The following is a 19,083-nucleotide window of genomic DNA, read 5'->3' on the forward strand; positions in this document are numbered from 1 at the left end:
TCCGAATTGTCAGGCGTTTTCTATGATCTATAGGCTCGACCCGCGGGATGGAAGGGCGACAAGAGCAATTGACAGCAAGGGGCCCGTCGCGCACCAAGTCTGCATGCGGTTTTTATGGGTGCTCTGGGTGATACTGATGGCAGGGGCGGCGCAGGCCGAGCCGGACCAGCGCTACTGTTCCAGCACCAAATGGGGCCATGCCCACTGCATCCGCCCTGCGCATTTCGTGTATGACACGTGCAACGCGATCAAGGTCTTTTCCGAGCGGCACGGGCTAGACAGCGGATTTTTCGCGCGGCTGATCTGGCAAGAAAGCCGGTTTGACCAAAACGCGTTGAGCCATGCCAATGCGCGCGGCATTGCGCAGTTTATCCCCTCCACCGCCGCGCGGCGCGGGCTGAAAGACCCGTATAATCCAGCTGATGCATTGGAACACTCTGCCCAGTATCTTGCTGAAATGACGCAAAAATACGGGAACGAAGGGCTGGCCGCGATCGGTTACAATGGCGGCGAGCGACGTGCAGAGGGGTTTCTGGACGGCAAGGGGCTCGCCCCCGAGACGGTCGCCTATGTCCCCATCATCACCGGTCTGGACGCAGAGCAATGGCGCGATGCCCCGCCCAAAACGCCCGATTTCCGGCTATCAAAAACGCAAGCTTTCCTGCCCGCCTGCTACGAGATGGCGCGCAATCGCCGGCTGACCGCCCTAAAGGTGACACCCCCTGCCCCGGTGATTAAACCCTGGGGTGTTCAGGTATCCTTCGGGACCAGCAAGGACCGCGCGCGGGATAAAGCCAATGCCCAGACAGCAAGCTGTCGCAGCGCGGTAAAAGGACGGCGTCTGGATTTCCTGTTCAAGAAAAACCGCGTGTCGCGCCGCAAGGGATTCTACTTTGGACAATACGGCAGCAACACCCGCACCGACGCCCAGCGCCTGTGTGATAGGATGCGCACGACCGGGTGCACCTGTTTGGTGGTGCAGAACTAATTCCCCCTCTGGCGCGGTGGCTATCCCGTTCTAAACCTCGTCCGCGAAGTGTTTGATCACCAGGCGGATCGGGTTCGGCGCTGCCTGCCCCAGCCCGCAGATAGAGGCATCGACCATAGCGGTCGAGAGCTCTTCCAGCAGGGATTTATCCCAGCGGTCCGCCTGCATCAGCTTGACGGCCTTTTCGCAGCCCACGCGACAGGGGGTGCATTGCCCGCAGCTTTCATCCTCAAAAAAACGTAGCATATTCAACGCTGCGGCCTTGGCGCTGTCTTGGTCCGACAGCACCACCACAGCGGCAGAGCCGATGAAAGACCCGTGCGGCTGCAACGTATCAAAGTCGAGTGGTATGTCATCCATCGCGGCGGGCAGCAGCCCCGAGGATGGCCCACCCGGTTGATAGGCTTTGAACCGGTGCCCGTCGGCCATGCCACCCGCAGCCTCGATGACATCGGTGATCGTGGATCCCGCAGGCAGTTCATACATCCCGGGTTTGGCGACGCGCCCGGATACCGAATAGCTGCGCAGGCCCTTGCGCCCGTTCTTTTCCGTGCTGCTCAGCACCTCGGGCCCTTCGCGGCAGACGCGCGCCACCCAATGCAGGGTTTCAACGTTATGCACCAAGGTGGGGCAACCAAAGATACCCACCTGTGCCACATAGGGGGGACGGTGCCGTGGGAGCCCTCGCTTACCCTCGATGCTTTCAATCATCGCGGATTCTTCACCGCAGATATAAGCCCCCGCACCGCGCCGCAGATCAATGTATCCTGCGGGAACAATGCCTGCAGCCTCGAGCGCCGCAATCTCAGTCCGAAGGAGCGCGAGCACCTGCGGGTATTCGTCCCGCATGTACAAGAACACTTTCTCTGCCTCTACGGCCCAGGCGGCGATCAGCATCCCCTCCAGGAAAAGATGTGGTACGCGTTCCAGGGACCAGCGATCCTTGAAGGTGCCGGGCTCCCCCTCATCGCCGTTGACCGCCATATAGCGCGGGCCCGCATTATCCCGCACGAACCCCCATTTCTTACCCGACGGGAAACCAGCGCCGCCAAGACCCCGCAAACCAGCGTCGAGCAGGTTTTGCTGCACGTCCTCCCAATCGCCGTCACGGCGCAGTTTCGTGAGCACCTCATACCCCCCGTCAGCGACATAGGCGTCGAAGGCTTCGTAATCGGGCATATGCACATGGGTATCGCCTGCCGCGATGACCTGCTTCACCTTTTCCAGCGTTGCGTGGTCGACAAAGTTATGCCCGATCTCAAGCGCCGGTGCCGTATCACAACGCCCCATACAAGGCGCACGCACGACACGCACCTCTGACGCGTCCAACCCGTCTTCCAGTGCGGTTTTCAACGCCTGCGCACCGGCTAATTCGCAGGACAGAGAATCGCAAATCCGTATGGTCAGCGCGGGCGGTGGTGTTTCCCCCTCTTTCACCACGTCAAAATGGGCATAGAACGTTGCGACTTCGTAAACTTCGGCCATGCTCATGCGCATTTCTTCAGCCAAAGCGCGCAGGTGCGCCGCAGAAAGATGCCCGAATTTATCTTGAATAAGATGCAAATGCTCAATCAGCAGATCGGCGCGTCGCGGTTTATCCGCCAATAGGGCGCGCACCTCATCCCACGCGTCCTCTTGCAGCTGGCGACCCTTGGTATGGCTGCGCCCCTTACCCTTGCCGGATTTCCACACACCTTTGCGCGGTGCGTTTGCATCTGAGGTATCGTGATTATCCAACGCCATCGGGCTGCCCTTTTGTATCGCTTTCGCATCACGCTATCAAAGCCGCATCAGCTTGCGCAGAGTAAAAGCGACCAATCCGCAGCACTTTACGCGGTAGCTGCGGCGACCTAGGCCCTTTTTCACGCGCCATTTCGCGTATAAGAAACACGCATCCCCAGCGGAGCCGCCCTATGTTCTGGTACAGCATCGCCAGCCTGACCCCAGCGATATGTCTGTTTCTCGCCTGTCTACGCGGCGGCCCCTGGCCCTTGATCGCGCTGCTGTCGATGACTGTGGTCGTGTTTTGCCTTGATAGGCTATCTCGCCGGCTGCCAGTGCGAAACTCTTCGGGTCGTGCCCTAAGCCTGACACTGGGCGCTGTGCATTTCATGCTTTTACCGCTTGGGGTCTGGGCACTAGGCGCAAGCGACACGTTGAACGTGACCGACAAGCTGTTGATTTATATCGGGCTTGGTCTGTTTCTTGGCCAGATCTCGAACTCCAACGCGCATGAGCTGATCCATGCCGCATCGAAATGGCCCCGACGGATCGGCACCGCGATTTATTGCAGCCTTTTGCACGGGCATCACGTATCGGCCCACCTGCGCGTGCATCACATCTACGTCGCAACGGAGCATGATCCGAATTCGGCCAGATTGGGCGAAGGCTTCTATACCTATGCCCTGCGCGCCCTAAAAGGCGAGTTTATGGCCGGGCTGCGGGCTGATACGCGACAGCGGCGTGGAAAACGGCATCTGTTCTCGCACCCTTATGTCACCTATGTCACCGGTGCGTTGATCACCCTCGCCGCCAGCTTTGCAGTGGCCGGAGCGCGCGGGGTCGTTGCGATGCTGGCGCTGGCGGCCTATGCGCAAATGCAGCTGTTGCTGTCCGATTATGTGCAACACTACGGCCTGCGCCGCAAAACATCTGAAAATGGCAAGCCCGAGCCCGTGGGCCCGCAGCATAGTTGGAATGCGCCTGCGTGGTATTCCTCGGCGATGATGCTGAATGCGCCGCGCCATTCGGACCATCACATGCGCCCCTCGCGCGCGTTTCCGGCGCTAAGGCTGACACCTGGCACCATGCCGATGCTGCCGCGATCCCTTCCGGTGATGGCAGTGCTGGCGCTGGTCCCACCGCTGTGGCGTCGGGTGATGGACCGCCGTGTTGCGCGTTGGCAGCCGGTTCGCGATCAAGACTAGATCACGCCTCGGGTTTCTGGCACGCTGCGGCTATGAAACAGCTTGCCCTGATCCTCGCCCTGACACAGGCCTCCCCTTTGGCCGCGCAATCCATGATGTCGGCGGCAGAATTTGACGCCTATACACGGGGCAAAACCCTGTTCTACGCCCAAAACGGAGAGACCTACGGTGCGGAGCGGTATCTGAGCAACCGGCGCGTCGAGTGGTCCTTTCTGGACGGTGAATGCAAGTCAGGTAGTTGGTATGAAGATGCGGGAAAGATTTGCTTTACCTATGACGAGAACCCGACACCCCAGTGTTGGCGCTTTCGCGAAGGGTCGTCCGGGTTGATCGCGCAGTTCGAAAACGCCCCGACCACCACCGAGCTTTACGAGGCGCAAAACAGCGGTCAGGATTTCACCTGCCTCGGCCCGAAGGTAGGGGTCTAAGACCTAGAAGAGACTGCCTTGTTCGGGCGCTTTCTTGGGGGTCTTTTTGGGGGCCGCCCCGCCGCCGATCTTCATTTTGCCGTCGATAAATTCAATCTCGAGCGCCGAGGCATCCTGCGCCGCCTGCTTGGTTGTCACCACGCCCCCGTCGCCGCGTACCACGGCGTAGCCCCGTGCCAACGTCGATTTATAGCTCAACATTTCATGCAGTCGGTCAAGCCCTGAAATCTGTTTGTGCCAGCCTTGGGTCTGCCGTTGCCCGGCATCTGAAAGTCGCCGCGCAAGCGATTGAAAGGCTTCCTCTTTCCGCTTGCGGTCCTGCTCTAACGCGTCGGGGCGGAAACGGGCGATCAACCCCTCAAGACGGCGCTTTTGCTCGCGGCCCAATGCCTCGGGGCGGAAGCGATCGGCCAGGGCGGCCAGCCTGCGTTGCTCTGCCTGAAGGCTGCGGCGCAGGCTGGCAGGGCGCAACGCGCCAGAGATGTCAGAGAGATGCACCTTGCGTTTCTGCACACCCGCGGTCAGCGCCGGACCCAGACGGGCACCGCGCATATCGAGCCGCTGGCGCGGACCATCAAGCAGGCTGTCGGGCCGAGGCAACGCGCGCGCCATGTCGCGCAACCGCTGGTCACGGCGCGCAAGGCCCTGGCTGAGCGCTTGGGTCATCCGTGCCTCCTGCCCATCAAGCAGGGCCACAAGTTCATGGCGCACAGGCACCGCAAGCTCGGCTGCCGCCGTCGGTGTGGGCGCGCGCTTGTCAGAGACATAGTCGATCAGCGTGGTATCGGTTTCATGCCCCACCGCCGAAATCAGCGGAATGTCGGATGCTGCGGCTGCCCGAGCGACGATCTCTTCGTTGAACCCCCATAGATCCTCGACCGAACCGCCGCCGCGCGCCACAATCAACAGATCAGGCCGCGGCAAGGCGCCGCCCGGGGTCAGCGCGTTGAACCCCGCAATGGCGCGCGCGACTTCTGGCGCGCATTTCGCCCCCTGTACGGCGACGGGCCAGATCAACACCTTGCGCGGAAACCGGTCGCGCAGACGGTGCAGGATATCGCGGATCACCGCCCCCGAGGGCGAGGTCACGACGCCGATCACCTCTGGCAGGTAGGGCAGCGGGCGTTTGCGTTCAGGGGCAAACAGCCCCTCGGCCGCCAGCGCCGCCTTGCGTTTTTCCAGCAACGCCATCAGCGCGCCCATGCCCGCGGGTTTGATATCCTCGATCACGATCTGGTATTTCGACTGCCCGCCAAAGGTGGTGATGCGCCCCGTGGCAATCACCTCCATCCCCTCTTCGGGTTGGGTTTCAAGCCGTGCTGACACGCCTTTCCAGATCACACCGGAAATAACCGAACTGTCGTCCTTGAGATCCAGATAGATATGCCCTGAACGTGGCCGGCTGACACGCCCCACCTCGCCGCGAATCCGCACATGGCCAAATTCGCCCTCGATCACCCGTTTGATCGCGCCCGAAAGCTCGGTCACGGTGAATTCGGGGCTGTTCTGCCCCTCGCGCGGGTCGTCGATCAGATCCATCAGCGGTGTCTTTCCGTGTTTATCTTGTGTCGGGCTCAGTCCCAGCTTAGAACGCGCAGCAACCAAGGCCAAGGGAGTGCAACCATGAACATCCTCATTCTGGGCAGCGGCGGGCGCGAACACAGCCTGGCCTGGGCCGTATTGCAAAATCCTAAATGCGACAAGCTGATCGTGGCACCGGGCAATGCCGGAATCGCCGCCATCGCGGATTGCGCCAGTTTCGACATCAACGACGGGGCGGCGGTGGTCGGTTTTGTCGATGAAAACAACATCGATTTCGTCATCATCGGGCCAGAAGCCCCCCTTGCCGCAGGCGTTGGCGATGATCTGCGCGCTGCCGGCGTATTGGTGTTTGGCCCGTCAAAAGCGGCCGCGGCGCTGGAAGCCTCCAAAGCCTTTACGAAAGAGATTTGCGACGCCGCAAACGCCCCCACTGCCGCCTATGGGCATTTCACCGACGCAGAGGCTGCGCGGGCCTATCTGGCCGACCACCCTGCCCCGATCGTGATCAAAGCCGACGGCCTTGCAGCGGGCAAAGGCGTGATCATCGCCGAAACCGATGCCGAGGCGCTGGCCGCCGTCGATACGATGTTCGACGGTGCCTTCGGCGACGCGGGCGCAGAGGTGGTGATCGAAGAGTTTATGGACGGAGAGGAAGCGTCCTTCTTTGTTTTGTGTGACGGTGACACCGTACTGCCGATCGGCACCGCCCAAGACCACAAACGCGTCGGCGACGGCGATACCGGCCCCAACACCGGCGGCATGGGGGCCTATTCGCCCGCGCCGGTGCTGACCGACGAGATCGCCGAACGTGCGTTGGCAGAAATCATCCGCCCGACCATGGCCGAAATGGCCAAGCGCGGCACGCCTTACCAAGGGGTGCTTTATGCCGGTTTGATGATCAAGGACGGTGCCCCCCGTCTGGTCGAATACAACGCCCGCTTTGGCGACCCTGAGTGTCAGGTGCTGATGATGCGCCTTGGCGCGCAGGCTTTTGACCTGATGCATGCCGCCGCGGAAGGGCGCCTGAACGAGGCCCGCGTGAACTGGGCCGACGATCACGCTGTCACCGTCGTTATGGCCGCGCAAGGCTATCCCGGAATCTATGACAAGGGCAGCGTTATCAAAGGGTTGGATGCCCTCCCCGAAGACAGCCGCAACATGGTGTTCCATGCGGGCACCGCCAAGAAAGACGGAGCCATAACGGCCATCGGCGGGCGGGTTCTGAACGTCACGGCACGCGGCGACACCCTGGCCGAGGCACAGGCACGCGCCTATGAGATGGTCGAGGCGATTGACTGGCCGGGCGGGTTCTACCGCCGCGATATCGGCTGGCGTGCGCTGTCCTGAGGGCGCGGCCTGCTGGTTTGACGAGACCGACCGGGGGCTCGCCCCCGGACCCCCAGGATTTTAACCATTTGGAAGCAGGTCTGTGCTTAGTTTGGGCTGAGCGTACACGCTTGGGCGGCGGCGGTATTGCTGGCGGTGAAGGGCACGTCGAAGCTTCGCGGGCTTAGTGTTTTGCCGTCAAGCTGAAGGGCCACCATTTGCGATGGCGCACTGCGCTGCCACGGCATCTGCGCAAGGATCAATTCGGGGTGTGGGCCGCATGTGCGGATACCCCCCGCGATTTCCGGATCACCGATGCGGTGGTTGGTGAACCCCTCTGCCGTAGCAATGACGGTGAGGCCGCTGTTATCGTAAGCGAGCAGCTGCACCGAACCGGACAGATGCGGAGTGACGACGATCGCGATCTCGAGCCGCCCATTGCCGGTGAAATCCGCGGCACCAATCGGGGCAAGCCAGCGGTTTTTCCGCCCTATAAAAGGCGTCTGCGCGATGCGCCCGGACGCGCCATAGACCGCAAGCCGCGCGCCTTTGGACTGATGGCTTTCAACCACGATCACTTCGGGTCGGCCATCACCATCCAGATCCGCAATCCGGGGCGATGTGTCTTCGAATACAAGGGCTTGGGGCAAAATTATGCGGCGGCTGGTGCCGTCAGCCAACCCCAGCGTGAGGCTGCCCCATTCGACCGCATCGCCCAATACGCCGTGATCATAGCGTGTGGTCGGATCACCAAAGCTAGCGCGGGCGATGTCTTGCGCTGAAGCGGGCAGCGCATTGATCACGCATGCCGCAACGATCGGCAAAAGGCGCGACGAGATATGTCGCGCCAGCCGTCGCATCAGATTTGCTTTTCGGGCATTTTCACGCGCAGGCCGTCCAGCGCGTCTGTGACCTTGATCTGGCAGGTCAGGCGGGACGTGGCGGGATCGGGCTCGAACGCGAAGTCGAGCATATCTTCTTCCATGTCGTCCTTGGCGGGCACTTTTTCGACCCAGTCGGGATCCACATAGACGTGGCAGGTGGAGCATGCGCAGGCACCGCCGCAGTCGGCCTCGATCCCGGGGATGTTATTGTCACGGGCCCCTTCCATGACGGTCAGGCCATTGGCCACATCGACGACATGTTCGGTGCCATTGTGTTCTACATAAGTGATCTTGGCCATCTGAATGCCCCTTCGAATTTAGAATTTCGACATATGTAAACAGCAGCCCGCGGCTTCGCCAGCCCCTTTTCACGGCTCAGGCAGGGGGATGGCATTATTCACATCCCTATGGGCCTATGATCTAGGCATTGCTGCGAAAAGCCGCTAGCCTGCGACGGACCCTTTGACCCGCAAGGCCCGGCTGTGCAGTATTTCTCCCGATCACATTTAGTTCAATTTGCCTGCGCATTTACGGTTCTCGTCTCGCTCGGAGCGTGTAACACCCCCTCCCAAGACGCAGAAGTACCCGAGCCTGGCGTTCGCGAGGCGACAACCAAGGGCCCGGCAGGGGCTGCTCCGGGCAGCTGTTGGGGGCGGACCGTATCACCTGCAGTGATCGAAACGGTGACGGAGCAGGTACAGGTGCAGCCGGCGCAGATCAGCTCTACCGGCGAGATCCAGTCGCTGCCGATCTACCGCACGGAAACACGGCAAAAGATCGTCTCCCCCCGTGTGGACAATTGGTTCGAGACCCCCTGCACCAGCGCGCTTACGCCCGACGTGATCGCAACGCTGCAACGTGCGTTAGAGGCGCGAGGGTTCTATGGCGGGGCCATTAATTCAGAGCTCGACGACGCGACACGGCGGGCAATGCGGGCGTATCAGATCAGCACTGGCGGGCCCGATAGCCCCGTTCTCGCACTGGCCACCGCGCGATCATTGGGTGTCATCGCTGTGGACATCCCCGGTGTTTCTCGGGACAGCAGCGGTTAAGAAACGACCTCAAGCGGTTGGAAAACAAACCCTTTGTCGGTGACTTTACTGAACGCAGTAATGCCAAAGACGGCTTTGACAATCTCTGTCGTCAGTGCCGCCTGCGACAAGTCGTCTGCGACAACTGCGCCGTTGTGCAACACGATCAACCTTGTGCAATGCCGCGCTGCCAGTCCCAGATCATGAAGCGAGACGAGCACCCCACGCCCTTGGCCCGCTGCTTTGGAAAAGCTTTCCATCGCGGCGATTTGATGGGCGGGGTCTAGCCCGGCGGTGGGCTCGTCCGCGATCAGCAAGGGTGCCTCTTGCGCGAGGCTACGGGCGATCAGCACGCGCGCCTGCTCCCCACCCGATAGCTGTGTGGCGGGACGATTGCGGAAGGTGTCCAAACCCATCTGCGCAATGGCACGATCTACGGCAGCCTGATCTTCTGCCTGTATTTTCTGCCCGCCCCGTAGATGGGGTGTGCGGCCCAGTCGGATGATCGTTTCAACCGTGACCGGCCATGCAATCTCGCGCGATTGGGGCATCCACGCGGCGGCGCGCCCGCGCATGCGCGGGGCAAGTGCGGCGATTGAACTTTGACCCTCAGCGGGGATCAGGCCCAGGGCCGCGCGCATCAAGGTGGTCTTACCGCCACCATTCGGCCCGACCAGGCCTACGACCTCTCCTTCACGCAAGGTCAGGTTGATGTCGGATAAAACGGTTTTCCGCCCCCGATGAACGGAGAGGCTTTGCAGTGATAGCAGGGTCATAACCCCTCCCTCCGCGTGCGATAAATCAGGTGGAGAAACAGCGGCGCGCCCACCAATGCCGTCACAACCCCAAGCTTGAGATCACGGTCGGGCACCACAAGGCGCACAAGGATATCCGATGCGAGGATCATCGCCGCGCCGCCAAGTGTTGCGGCCCATAGCAGCGCCCCCGGTCGCGCGCCAACAAAGCCACGTAGCAGGTGCGGCATGACCAGCCCCACAAACCCGATCGCCCCCGCCACGGCGGTAGAGGCACCAACGACCGCCGCCGTACCGATAATGACCGTGAGGCGAAGCCGGAATAGGTTGATCCCCATCGCCTCTGCCGCGTCTTCGCCCAAGGTCAGCGCGTCAAGCCCGCGCCCGAGGGTCGCCAACAGGACACCGCCCCCAAGCAGAAAGGGCATCGCGATCCAGACATGGGTCATGGACCGGTCCGCCAGGGAGCCCATCATCCAGAATACGATCTCATTCGCCGCATAGGGGTTCGGCGACAGGTTCAGCACCAGCGAGGTCAATGCCGCAGCAAAGGCCGAGATTGCGATACCAGCGAGGATCAGCGCCAGTGACGTGCCCCGAGGGCCTGCCATCAGCAGCACCAACAACACCCCCAGCAGGGCACCGCCAAGCGCCATCGCGGGGAGCGCGAGCGCTGCCAGCGCGGCCAATCCGGTCTGTATCGCCAGCACAGCCCCCAACGCCGCAGAGCCCGAGACCCCGATCAGCGCCGGATCCGCCAACGGGTTGCGCAGATAGCCCTGCATCGCAGCCCCGGAAAGCCCCAAAGCACCGCCGATCATCACGCCCAATAGCGCACGCGGGAGCCGTATCTCGCGCATGACGGTGGCCAGCGGGCCGCCTTGCCCGGTTACCAACGCATTCAAACTGTCGCCCACGGAAGCGCTGGACGGGCCAATCAACAGCGACCCGACAAATAGCACGCACACAAGGCTGCCGAGACCAAGCGCCAGGACCGCTGACCGCCCCATCAGCAACCGACCCCGGCACATCGGCATTTCATCTGCCCCCCTGCATAGGGCGCAACACTTAACATTGGGTGAATGGATATGCTCATCGTTCCGCTCATAATTTATATCCGACCCTCCTAGTCTCATCACAGTTGCGCGCAACCTTCGAGGGGCGTTTGGATACTGCCCGAATATAAGCTCACACACCCGTGAACTTTTCCACGCGCTACGGCGTTGAGGTTTAAATCCTTCAACTGCTGGAGCCATATTTGGAACATCTGCCCTCAATCCGGCGCTCGCTTCAGTTGCTGGTCCTGATTTCGCTTTTCGTCACCGCGTATTTCGCCAAGGACTTGATATTGCCCATTGTTCTGGGCTTTTTGCTTGCCCTGACCCTGTCGCCCGTGGGCCGTGCGCTTTATCGGATCGGCGTGCCGCATCCTGTGTCGGCCTTTTTGCTGGTGACCGCGACGAGTTTGGTGATTGCTGCCGTGGTTTTACTGTCCGCGGGCACCGTGGCGATCTGGAGCGACGAGATCCCGGAAATGGGCCGCGAGATCCAGATAAAGCTGAGCGGCGTGAGCAATGCGGTCGAAACGATGCGATCTGCCTCGGAAGAGGTAGAGAAACTGGGCACCGAAACCGGCGGCAAACCGCAAGAGGTCGTCGTGCGCCAACCTGGATTGCTCGATACCGCGATGGATACGGTTAGCAAAACAGGGGCGTCGCTGGCGGTGATCCTGATTCTGGCGCTGTTCCTACTTGGCTCCGGCGAGCTGTTTTACTTAAAACTTGTCCAATCCATGCCGACGTTAACGGAAAAAAAACGTGCGCTGCATACGGTCTATGACGTGGAGAAGCGGGTGTCGCGCTACCTGCTGACGATTGCCACGATCAATGCCGTGCTCGGCATATTAGTCGGGACCTATCTGACAGTGCTGGGCTTGCCGTCGGCCTATATCTGGGGGATCGCGGCGTTCATGCTGAACTTCCTGCCCTATATCGGCGGGTTTGCGGGGGTGCTCTTGGTCGCGGGTTTCTCTCTCGTGACGTTTGATACCATCGGCTATGCGATGTTGGCCCCGATCGGTTACCTGACGCTGACCCTCTTAGAGGGGCAGATCATCACCCCGTGGCTGGTCGGGCGCCGGTTAGAAATGAATACCGTTGCGGTATTTCTAACGGTCGTGTTTTGGGGCTGGCTATGGGGCATCCCCGGCGCATTGGTCGCGGTGCCCTTTCTTGTGGTGTTCAAAGTCGTTTGCGAGAACTTTGAACCGCTTCATACCATCGGGAATTTCCTGTCCGCAGAGCAGGTTAAACCCGATGATATGAAGGATCAGGAAGTCATGTCAGCCAGCGAGTGAGGGCAGCCACAACACGATGGACGGGAAGGCCACCAACAATGCGATTGTCACGGCATCCGCGATAAAGAACGGTGTCACGCCCTTGAACACGTCCTGAACGCTCAGGTCAGGGCGTACCCCTGCAACCACAAAGCAGTTGAGGCCAATGGGAGGCGTGATCAGACAGAACTCTGCCATCTTCACCACCAAGATTCCGAACCAGATCGCACACATCGGCCCCGACATGCCAAAGGCGCTATCCGCGGCAGAGACGAACTCGCCCCCGTTCAGCGCCATGACGGCAGGATAGACGACCGGAAGTGTCAGAAGCAGCATGCCAATCGCATCCATGAACATCCCCAGCACCGCATAGGCCAGCAGGATGCACACGAGGATCAGGATCGGCGAGGCCTCAAGCCCCGAAATCCAGTCAGCGAACGCGCCCGGCAGATCGGCGAAGCCCAGGAACCGAACATAAATCAGCACGCCCCAGATGATGGTAAAGATCATCACCGTCAGCTTCGCCGTTTCAAGCAGCGCGTCCTTGAGCTCGGCCCACCGCATGCCGCGATAAAGCGCCATCAGGAACACGATAAACGCGCCCACGGCCCCGCCCTCTGTCGGGGTGCCCCATGCGTCGCCGAAGGGATTGTAAACAAAGAAAATAATGATGATCACAACCGCAAAGATCGGCATGGCGGCAGGGAGAGACGCGAACCGTTGCTTCCAGGTAAAGCCGCTTACAGGGGGGCCGACGCTTTTCCAGATGGTCGCAATGCCCACGATCAGGACGGCATATACGATGGCCGAAAACGCACCGGGGATAAAGCCCGCAAGAAGCAGCTTGCCCACGTCTTGCTCAACGATGATCGCATAGATGACAAGGATCGCCGATGGCGGGATCAACGAGGCCAAAGTGCCCCCGGCCGCCACGACGCCCGCCGCGAATTTCTTGTTGTACCCAATCGCCAGCATTTCGGGGATGGCGATACGGGCAAAAACCGCTGCCGTCGCGACCGAAGCACCGGAAACCGCCGCAAAGCCCGCGGTTGCAAAGACAGTCGACACAGCAAGACCACCGGGCAGCCAAGCAATCCAGCGTTTTGCGGCCTCGAACAAGGCGCGGGTCAGACCGGCGTAATAGGCAAGAAAGCCGATCAGAATGAAGGTGGGAATCAAGCTTAGCGTCTGGCTCGACACTTTGGAGTGTGGCACCTGCCCCGCGGTCTTGATCGCGACCGTCAGCGCCCAGTCCAGTTCGGACCACTGCATGCCTTTCTTGGACCAGAAAATCCAGATCAGGCCGACCAGACCCGCCATTGCCGCGGCAAAAGCCACGCGCATACCGAGCACCACCATAAGCAGCAGCCCGCCCGAGACCCATAGGCCAATTTCAATAGGATCCATAATCAGTCCCGCCCGTCTAGATGTTCAGCTTCCGCCATCGCCTGTTCGGCTGCGGATTGTACCAAAGGTACGGCAACGGGGTTTTCCAACCCCAATACAAAGGCCCGCCCATAGCCCCAGATCTGCAGCAGCAACCGCAGAGCCAGCACCGTAAAGGCCATTGGCACGATCAGTTTCGCAGGCCAGATCGGCAGACCGATATCGATGGAGCTGTCACGGCTCCACATCGGGGCGGCGAAGTCAAAGCTGCGCTGGAAATGCGCCCAAGAGCCCCAGATCAGCGCCAGCATAAGGATAAAGATCAGCACGACCGAGAATGTCTCGGCTGCCCATAGCGCGCGGCCTTTAAGCTGGCCGATCAGGATGTCCATGCGCACATGGCCGCCGTTCCGCTGGGTATAGGAAATGCCCATGATCGCGATCAACGGCATGGCGAATTCAATCCAGTCCACATACCCCGCCAGCGGCGTGCCAAAGAACTTGCGGCCGCCAACGGACCAAACGGCAAGCACCATCAGCATGAAAACGGCAATACCAGAGACCAGAGCAAACACGGTTTCAAGGCGTAAAAGCCCTTTGTCGATACGGCTAAGCAGACTGCCGTCTTCGAGCACGGCGGAGGAACCGGCCATGATGCTTTCCTTTCAAATGAGTGGGAGGGAGATCGTACAAACAAAGGGGGCCTGCATCGGCAAGCCCCCTCCTCGCGCCAATTAGTTGGACGCGCGTTTTTCTTCAAGCGTTTTGACGACCAGGTCATAAAGCTCTTGGCCAGGGATGCCTTGGGCTTCCATATCCTTGATCCAGGCTTCACGCGCAGGGTCAGCCGCCTTGGATTTGAACTCGGCCAGAACTTCGGGCGTGAACATCACTTTTTCAACGCCTTTTTCTTCCAGCACGGCGTCCCAGCGGTTCAGCAGCTCGCCATAGTTCGCCAGATAGTGATCCAGCGCCTCATCGACAGAACCGTCCAGCGCTTCTTTTTCCGCGTCCGACAGGGCCTCATAGGCATCGATGTTCACCACAACAGGGCAGTTCACCGTGCCGGGGTTGAGGTTCGCGGTCCACCAATCGGCCTTGTTGATCGTCCCAAAGCTCAGGTGGGCGTGCTGCGCGAACGCCACGGTATCCACAACACCGGATTCCATTGCGTTATATGCCTCGGAGGAGGTCACGGAGGTCGGCACAGCGCCCACGGTTTCGAAGGCTTTGCCCAGACCACCTGTCGCGCGCACGCGCATGCCGTCAAAGGATTCCAGCGTATCGCGAGGCTCGCCCGTGCCGACAAGATTGTACTGCGGCATTGGCGAGGTCATCAGCATCTTGGCGTTCCACTGTGCCATCTCTTTGGCCACGGCGGGGTGTGCATACACAGCGCGGGATACGGCGACTTCTTCTTCAAGGTTCTGAACCCCAAGGAAGGGCAGTTCTAGCACGGTGATCGCGCGGTTCTTGTCGGCGTGGTAACCAGCACAGAATTGCGCCATCTCGAAGGCACCGATGGAAATACCATCGAGGTTGTCAGAGTTCTTGGACAGACCGCCATAGCTGACATTGATGGTGAATTCGCCATTGGTCTTTTCGGACACAAGCTCGGCAATCTTTTCGACATGCTCGGTGAAGGCACGACGTTTACCCCAGACAGAGGCATTCCATTCCGTCGCGGCCGCCTGCGAGGCAAAAGCAAAAGTCAAAGCGCAGACAGCTGCGCCGTTCAGTAGATTGTTCATTGATATCTCCCTTATGCGGGCTGTTTGGGGCCCGCTTGGGCGAAATACTATCCTTAGGGCAACTTGCTGCCAACCCCTGAACATATCTCTTGATTGCCCCTGTGGGAGCCTTCGGCGAGGATTTTTCACCATTTGGAACCATGCCCCGCACGCGATCAGCCCCGTTAACAGGCAATCGGTGCTGTTTCCTAGGGTTTTGGCAGGGTTGTCAGTGAAATTTACTAGTCCGCGCAGCAGACGGAAAAATATTTACAGACAAACCGCGTGTTTCCATATGCTTATTTCCTTCTTTTCACTTCCCGTTATGATCTGCCAAGGGAGAGCCGCCACGCCCATGCGTCCGAGCGGCAGAAAACGAACAGAGTTCTGAGGGAGGAACCATGTCCAACGTCGCCACACAGACCTATCCGCCATCCGACGACATGGCGGCCAATGCCCATGTGAACGCCGCGAAATACGACGCGATGTATCATGCCTCTATCGCGGACCCCGAAGGGTTCTGGCTGGAGCAGGCGCAGCGCATCGACTGGATGAAGCCGTTTACCAAGGTCAAGGACGTCGATTTCACTTTCGGTCAGGTCAAGATCAACTGGTTTGCCGACGGTGCGCTGAACGTCAGCGCCAATTGCATCGACCGTCATCTTGAGACGCGCGGCGACCAGACCGCGATCATCTGGGAGCCGGACAGCCCGGACGAAGACGCGCAGCACATCAGCTATCGCGCCCTGCATGCCAAGACTTGTAAAATGGCCAATATCCTGCGCGATATCGGCGTCGGCAAAGGCGACCGGGTTATCATCTACATGCCGATGATCCCCGAAGCCGCCTATGCCATGCTGGCCTGCGCACGCATCGGTGCGATCCATTCGATCGTCTTCGCCGGGTTCTCTCCGGATGCGCTGGCGGCACGGGTACAGGGGTCGGACGCCAAGGTTGTGATTACCGCAGATTATGCGCCCCGCGGGGGCAAAGCGACACCGTTGAAGGCCAACGCGGACAAGGCTTTGGCAGGCTGCGACCCATCGGTCAAATGTTTGGTTGTGCGGCGCACTGGCGGTGATGTGGCATGGAATGATGCGCGCGACGTGGATTATACCGCGCTTGAAAAAGAGGCTTCTGACACTTGCGCGCCGGAAGAGATGACCGCCGAGGATCCGCTGTTCATCCTCTATACCTCTGGTTCGACCGGTCAGCCCAAAGGGGTCGTGCATACGTCGGGTGGCTATCTGGTCTATGCCGCGCTGACCCACGAGGTCACGTTTGATTACCACGATGGCGATGTCTATTGGTGCACGGCCGATGTGGGCTGGGTGACGGGCCACAGCTATATCGTCTACGGTCCGCTTGCCAACGGGGCCACAACGCTCATGTTCGAAGGCGTGCCCACCTACCCCGACGCCAGTCGCTTTTGGCAGATCTGTGAAAAACACAAGGTAAATCAATTCTACACGGCCCCGACCGCCATTCGCGCGCTGATGGGCAAGGGGCGCGCCTTTGTTGACGGTTGCGATCTGAGCAGCCTGAAACTGCTTGGCACCGTGGGCGAGCCGATCAACCCCGAAGCCTGGAATTGGTACAATGACGTTGTGGGCAAAGGAAACTGCCCCATCGTTGACACATGGTGGCAGACGGAAACCGGCGGTCACCTGATGACGCCGCTGCCCGGTGCCCACGCCACCAAACCCGGCGCTGCGATGAAGCCCTTCTTTGGGATCAAACCGGTCGTACTTGAACCCACCACCGGTGCCGAGATCGAGGGCAATGACGTCGAGGGGGTTCTGTGTATCGCTGACAGCTGGCCAGGCCAGATGCGCACGGTCTGGGGCGATCACGAGCGGTTCGAGCAGACCTATTTCAGCGACTACAAGGGCTATTACTTCACCGGTGACGGGTGCCGCCGGGACGCGGATGGCGATTACTGGATCACGGGCCGCGTGGATGACGTGATCAACGTCTCCGGTCACCGTATGGGCACGGCCGAAGTCGAAAGCGCTTTGGTCGCGCACCCTAAGGTGGCAGAGGCCGCAGTCGTCGGGTTCCCCCATGATATCAAGGGACAGGGCATCTATTGCTATGTCTCTCTGATGAACGGCGAAAGCCCGAGCGAGGACCTGCGGGCCGAGCTGCGCAACTGGGTCCGCTCGGAGATTGGCCCGATCGCTTCGCCCGATATGATCCAATGGGCCCCTGGCTTGCCCAAAACCCGTTCAGGCAAGATCATGCGCCGCATCCTGCGCAAGATCGCAGAAAACGACTATGGCACGCTTGGCGATACATCTACCCTGGCAGAGCCCGAGGTTGTCGACGATCTGATCGCGAACCGGATGAACCGCTAGGACCACATAACGCGAAAGGGGCACCAAATGGTGCCCCTTCTGCATATCGACCTATTGGCCTGAATTAACCTTCGACGCGTTGCAGTGTAATTTCACCCACGCCAATGGCAAAGTTTACGCCGTTCTGCGTGTTGACGCTCACCGGTTGCAGCGCCAGCGTGTCTTCCGAACCGCCGACCATGACATTGGCACCTAGGCCCACACCAACAGTGGCTTCAGCAGAAACACCCTGATAGTCGCCGTTCAACCCGCCTTCGTAATATTCGGATTCAGTTGGCGCCAACACCAACCAGGACATCTGACCATTCTGGGTCTTACCGATATCAATACCGTAGCGTTTGATGTCGCCGATGTACGTCTCGTTAGCCAGACCCTCTTGCACGGGATTGAAGGTGCAGGTCAGTTCACGGGTAGACCCGAAGATGAAGCCCGTGCCATCACCTACGTCACAGCTCAGCGAGCCGACCTCGGTGTGGTCCACAGTCTCGCCGTCGTCGGCCAGTGCAGGCGTGGACAATGCAGCGCCGGTGACAAGGGCTGCGACAGTCAGCTTGATGGGGGCAAAACGATTCAGTGTCATAGTTAATCCTTCCGGCGGGAAACCCGCCAATAACAGTCGTGAGCGTCGGCATTCGGGTGCCTGTTGGCGGTAGCTGGAACCTCATATCCCAACACCCCTTCTCCGACAGGCAGACCGAAATTTCGCGGTCATGCCTCTCAGTGGGGGAACAACACGGCAGGCGCTATTCGGTTCCAAACAGCGGATTTTATCAGCCACCATCGCCACTCGCAGAGGGCGTGCCGCAACGGGCCGGGGTTTGCTGTCTGGACAAATCCGGCTCCCCGTGGCACCGCTGCGGCATGGCTGATCCTTTGCACCACTTCATCCCCCTGCCCGATGCCACAGTCGAGCTACGCCGCGCCTTTGGTCGTTTTGGTACGGGGGTCACGATTGTGACGGTGCAGACCGCGAATGGCCCATTGGGGATGACCGCGAACTCCTTTTCCTCGGTTTCGCTGGACCCGCCCTTGGTGCAGTGGTCCCCCGCGCTCAGTTCCAAACGTCATGACGCATTTACCAACGCGGCGCAGTTCGCTGTGCATATTCTGGGTAGCGGTCAGCGGGCACTGGCAGATGCCTTTGCTGTCTCTGGCGACGCGTTTGACCAATTCGACTGGACGATTGGCCCCAATGGCGCGCCGACACTGGCAGGCTGCCTCGCCAGCTTCCACTGTGACACCTACGGCGTGCATCCGGCGGGTGACCATTCCATTGTCCTCGGGCAGGTCACGCACGCCGCTTATGACCCAGATGACAGCGTTGCGGGCCTGATGTATGATCAAGGCCGCTATGGCCGTTTTACACCGCTGACGGAATAGCCCGTAAGCCTTTC

Annotated in this window: 18 protein-coding genes; 8 read left to right on the forward strand and 10 right to left on the reverse strand. The window is 60.2% G+C overall.

Annotated features, from left to right (window positions below):
• The first annotated feature begins 136 nt into the window (after nt 1-136).
• Nucleotides 137-988, forward strand: coding sequence for a lytic transglycosylase domain-containing protein (locus tag ACNQ62_RS10015; RefSeq protein ID WP_418095010.1), 852 nt, complete (start codon nt 137-139; stop codon nt 986-988).
• Nucleotides 989-1,018: 30 nt separating this feature from the next.
• Here ACNQ62_RS10015 and ACNQ62_RS10020 read toward each other — a convergent pair whose 3' ends face one another.
• Nucleotides 1,019-2,731: an NAD(P)H-dependent oxidoreductase subunit E gene (locus ACNQ62_RS10020; protein WP_418094809.1), complete on the reverse strand. Its 1,713-nt coding sequence runs from the start codon at nt 2,729-2,731 to the stop codon at nt 1,019-1,021.
• Nucleotides 2,732-2,901: 170 nt separating this feature from the next.
• Here ACNQ62_RS10020 and ACNQ62_RS10025 point away from each other — a divergent pair, with 170 nt between their 5' ends.
• Together ACNQ62_RS10025 and ACNQ62_RS10030 are read left to right on the forward strand one after the other, a co-directional pair.
• A complete protein-coding gene (locus ACNQ62_RS10025) occupies nt 2,902-3,915 on the forward strand; it encodes an alkane 1-monooxygenase (protein WP_418094810.1) in 1,014 nt (337 codons plus the stop codon).
• A gap of 32 nt (nt 3,916-3,947) precedes the next feature.
• On the forward strand, nt 3,948-4,343 hold the full coding sequence (locus ACNQ62_RS10030; RefSeq protein ID WP_418094811.1) for a hypothetical protein: 396 nt from the start codon (nt 3,948-3,950) through the stop codon (nt 4,341-4,343).
• 3 nt (nt 4,344-4,346) lie between these two features.
• Here the strand turns inward: ACNQ62_RS10030 and xseA are convergent, their stop codons facing one another.
• Nucleotides 4,347-5,882 carry an exodeoxyribonuclease VII large subunit gene (xseA, locus tag ACNQ62_RS10035; RefSeq protein WP_418094812.1) on the reverse strand — a complete coding sequence of 512 codons (1,536 nt, stop codon included), beginning with the start codon at nt 5,880-5,882 and terminating at the stop codon, nt 4,347-4,349.
• Nucleotides 5,883-5,966: 84 nt separating this feature from the next.
• On the opposite strand from xseA, the gene purD reads away from it, so the two are divergent.
• Complete coding sequence (gene purD / locus ACNQ62_RS10040) at nt 5,967-7,232, forward strand: phosphoribosylamine--glycine ligase (RefSeq protein ID WP_132997351.1); 1,266 nt, start codon at nt 5,967-5,969, stop codon at nt 7,230-7,232.
• An 86-nt stretch (nt 7,233-7,318) separates the two neighbouring features.
• Here purD and ACNQ62_RS10045 read toward each other — a convergent pair whose 3' ends face one another.
• Together ACNQ62_RS10045 and ACNQ62_RS10050 are read right to left on the reverse strand one after the other, a co-directional pair.
• Nucleotides 7,319-8,071: an FG-GAP repeat domain-containing protein gene (locus tag ACNQ62_RS10045; RefSeq protein ID WP_184581735.1), complete on the reverse strand. Its 753-nt coding sequence runs from the start codon at nt 8,069-8,071 to the stop codon at nt 7,319-7,321.
• The gene (locus tag ACNQ62_RS10050) at nt 8,071-8,394 is read right to left on the reverse strand and encodes a 2Fe-2S iron-sulfur cluster-binding protein (RefSeq protein ID WP_005854231.1); all 324 of its coding nucleotides are present in this window, start codon (nt 8,392-8,394) and stop codon (nt 8,071-8,073) included. The genes ACNQ62_RS10045 and ACNQ62_RS10050 overlap by 1 nt, the downstream gene beginning before the upstream one ends.
• A 384-nt stretch (nt 8,395-8,778) precedes the next feature.
• Here ACNQ62_RS10050 and ACNQ62_RS10055 point away from each other — a divergent pair, with 384 nt between their 5' ends.
• The gene (locus ACNQ62_RS10055; protein WP_244268797.1) at nt 8,779-9,147 is read left to right on the forward strand and encodes a peptidoglycan-binding domain-containing protein; all 369 of its coding nucleotides are present in this window, start codon (nt 8,779-8,781) and stop codon (nt 9,145-9,147) included.
• On the opposite strand, the gene ACNQ62_RS10060 is transcribed toward ACNQ62_RS10055, so the two are convergent.
• Entirely contained in the window at nt 9,144-9,902 is a 759-nt protein-coding gene (locus tag ACNQ62_RS10060; protein ID WP_418094813.1) for an ABC transporter ATP-binding protein, read from the reverse strand. The genes ACNQ62_RS10055 and ACNQ62_RS10060 overlap by 4 nt on opposite strands.
• Nucleotides 9,899-10,891 (reverse strand): FecCD family ABC transporter permease, encoded by a 993-nt coding sequence (locus ACNQ62_RS10065; RefSeq protein WP_418095011.1) that lies wholly within the window; start codon nt 10,889-10,891, stop codon nt 9,899-9,901. Before ACNQ62_RS10065 ends, ACNQ62_RS10060 begins: the two co-directional genes overlap by 4 nt.
• Before the next feature lie 248 nt (nt 10,892-11,139).
• Between ACNQ62_RS10065 and ACNQ62_RS10070 the strand changes: the two genes are divergently transcribed.
• Nucleotides 11,140-12,237: an AI-2E family transporter gene (locus tag ACNQ62_RS10070; RefSeq protein ID WP_005854243.1), complete on the forward strand. Its 1,098-nt coding sequence runs from the start codon at nt 11,140-11,142 to the stop codon at nt 12,235-12,237.
• On the opposite strand, the gene ACNQ62_RS10075 is transcribed toward ACNQ62_RS10070, so the two are convergent.
• From ACNQ62_RS10075 to dctP, 3 genes are all read right to left on the reverse strand, one after another.
• A complete protein-coding gene (locus ACNQ62_RS10075) occupies nt 12,223-13,623 on the reverse strand; it encodes a TRAP transporter large permease (protein WP_005854245.1) in 1,401 nt (466 codons plus the stop codon). The genes ACNQ62_RS10070 and ACNQ62_RS10075 overlap by 15 nt on opposite strands.
• A 2-nt stretch (nt 13,624-13,625) precedes the next feature.
• Nucleotides 13,626-14,255: a TRAP transporter small permease subunit gene (locus ACNQ62_RS10080; protein WP_005854247.1), complete on the reverse strand. Its 630-nt coding sequence runs from the start codon at nt 14,253-14,255 to the stop codon at nt 13,626-13,628.
• Nucleotides 14,256-14,336: 81 nt separating this feature from the next.
• Nucleotides 14,337-15,353, reverse strand: a complete 1,017-nt coding sequence (gene dctP, locus ACNQ62_RS10085; protein WP_005854249.1) for a TRAP transporter substrate-binding protein DctP — start codon at nt 15,351-15,353, stop codon at nt 14,337-14,339.
• Nucleotides 15,354-15,733: 380 nt separating this feature from the next.
• Between dctP and acs the strand changes: the two genes are divergently transcribed.
• The gene (gene acs, locus ACNQ62_RS10090) at nt 15,734-17,689 is read left to right on the forward strand and encodes an acetate--CoA ligase (protein ID WP_418094814.1); all 1,956 of its coding nucleotides are present in this window, start codon (nt 15,734-15,736) and stop codon (nt 17,687-17,689) included.
• Between the two features lie 64 nt (nt 17,690-17,753).
• On the opposite strand, the gene ACNQ62_RS10095 is transcribed toward acs, so the two are convergent.
• Nucleotides 17,754-18,269: a DUF992 domain-containing protein gene (locus ACNQ62_RS10095; RefSeq protein WP_418094815.1), complete on the reverse strand. Its 516-nt coding sequence runs from the start codon at nt 18,267-18,269 to the stop codon at nt 17,754-17,756.
• Between the two features lie 281 nt (nt 18,270-18,550).
• Here ACNQ62_RS10095 and ACNQ62_RS10100 point away from each other — a divergent pair, with 281 nt between their 5' ends.
• Nucleotides 18,551-19,069 carry a flavin reductase family protein gene (locus tag ACNQ62_RS10100; RefSeq protein ID WP_051577585.1) on the forward strand — a complete coding sequence of 173 codons (519 nt, stop codon included), beginning with the start codon at nt 18,551-18,553 and terminating at the stop codon, nt 19,067-19,069.
• Nucleotides 19,070-19,083 lie beyond the last annotated feature (14 nt).

This window comes from Sulfitobacter sp. SBS6 (genome assembly GCF_048285585.1).
Classification (GTDB): domain Bacteria; phylum Pseudomonadota; class Alphaproteobacteria; order Rhodobacterales; family Rhodobacteraceae; genus Sulfitobacter; species Sulfitobacter pontiacus.

Coding starts and splice junctions, on each gene's coding strand:
- acs (WP_418094814.1), top strand. CDS start 15,734: ATGTCCAACGTCGCCACACAGACCTATCCGCCATCCGACGACATGGCG.
- ACNQ62_RS10045 (WP_184581735.1), bottom strand. CDS start 8,071: ATGCGACGGCTGGCGCGACATATCTCGTCGCGCCTTTTGCCGATCGTT.
- ACNQ62_RS10075 (WP_005854245.1), bottom strand. CDS start 13,623: ATGGATCCTATTGAAATTGGCCTATGGGTCTCGGGCGGGCTGCTGCTT.
- ACNQ62_RS10065 (WP_418095011.1), bottom strand. CDS start 10,891: ATGGGGCGGTCAGCGGTCCTGGCGCTTGGTCTCGGCAGCCTTGTGTGC.
- ACNQ62_RS10020 (WP_418094809.1), bottom strand. CDS start 2,731: ATGGCGTTGGATAATCACGATACCTCAGATGCAAACGCACCGCGCAAA.
- purD (WP_132997351.1), top strand. CDS start 5,967: ATGAACATCCTCATTCTGGGCAGCGGCGGGCGCGAACACAGCCTGGCC.
- ACNQ62_RS10030 (WP_418094811.1), top strand. CDS start 3,948: ATGAAACAGCTTGCCCTGATCCTCGCCCTGACACAGGCCTCCCCTTTG.
- ACNQ62_RS10050 (WP_005854231.1), bottom strand. CDS start 8,394: ATGGCCAAGATCACTTATGTAGAACACAATGGCACCGAACATGTCGTC.
- ACNQ62_RS10095 (WP_418094815.1), bottom strand. CDS start 18,269: ATGACACTGAATCGTTTTGCCCCCATCAAGCTGACTGTCGCAGCCCTT.
- ACNQ62_RS10015 (WP_418095010.1), top strand. CDS start 137: ATGGCAGGGGCGGCGCAGGCCGAGCCGGACCAGCGCTACTGTTCCAGC.
- ACNQ62_RS10100 (WP_051577585.1), top strand. CDS start 18,551: ATGGCTGATCCTTTGCACCACTTCATCCCCCTGCCCGATGCCACAGTC.
- ACNQ62_RS10060 (WP_418094813.1), bottom strand. CDS start 9,902: ATGACCCTGCTATCACTGCAAAGCCTCTCCGTTCATCGGGGGCGGAAA.
- ACNQ62_RS10025 (WP_418094810.1), top strand. CDS start 2,902: ATGTTCTGGTACAGCATCGCCAGCCTGACCCCAGCGATATGTCTGTTT.
- xseA (WP_418094812.1), bottom strand. CDS start 5,882: ATGGATCTGATCGACGACCCGCGCGAGGGGCAGAACAGCCCCGAATTC.
- ACNQ62_RS10080 (WP_005854247.1), bottom strand. CDS start 14,255: ATGGCCGGTTCCTCCGCCGTGCTCGAAGACGGCAGTCTGCTTAGCCGT.
- dctP (WP_005854249.1), bottom strand. CDS start 15,353: ATGAACAATCTACTGAACGGCGCAGCTGTCTGCGCTTTGACTTTTGCT.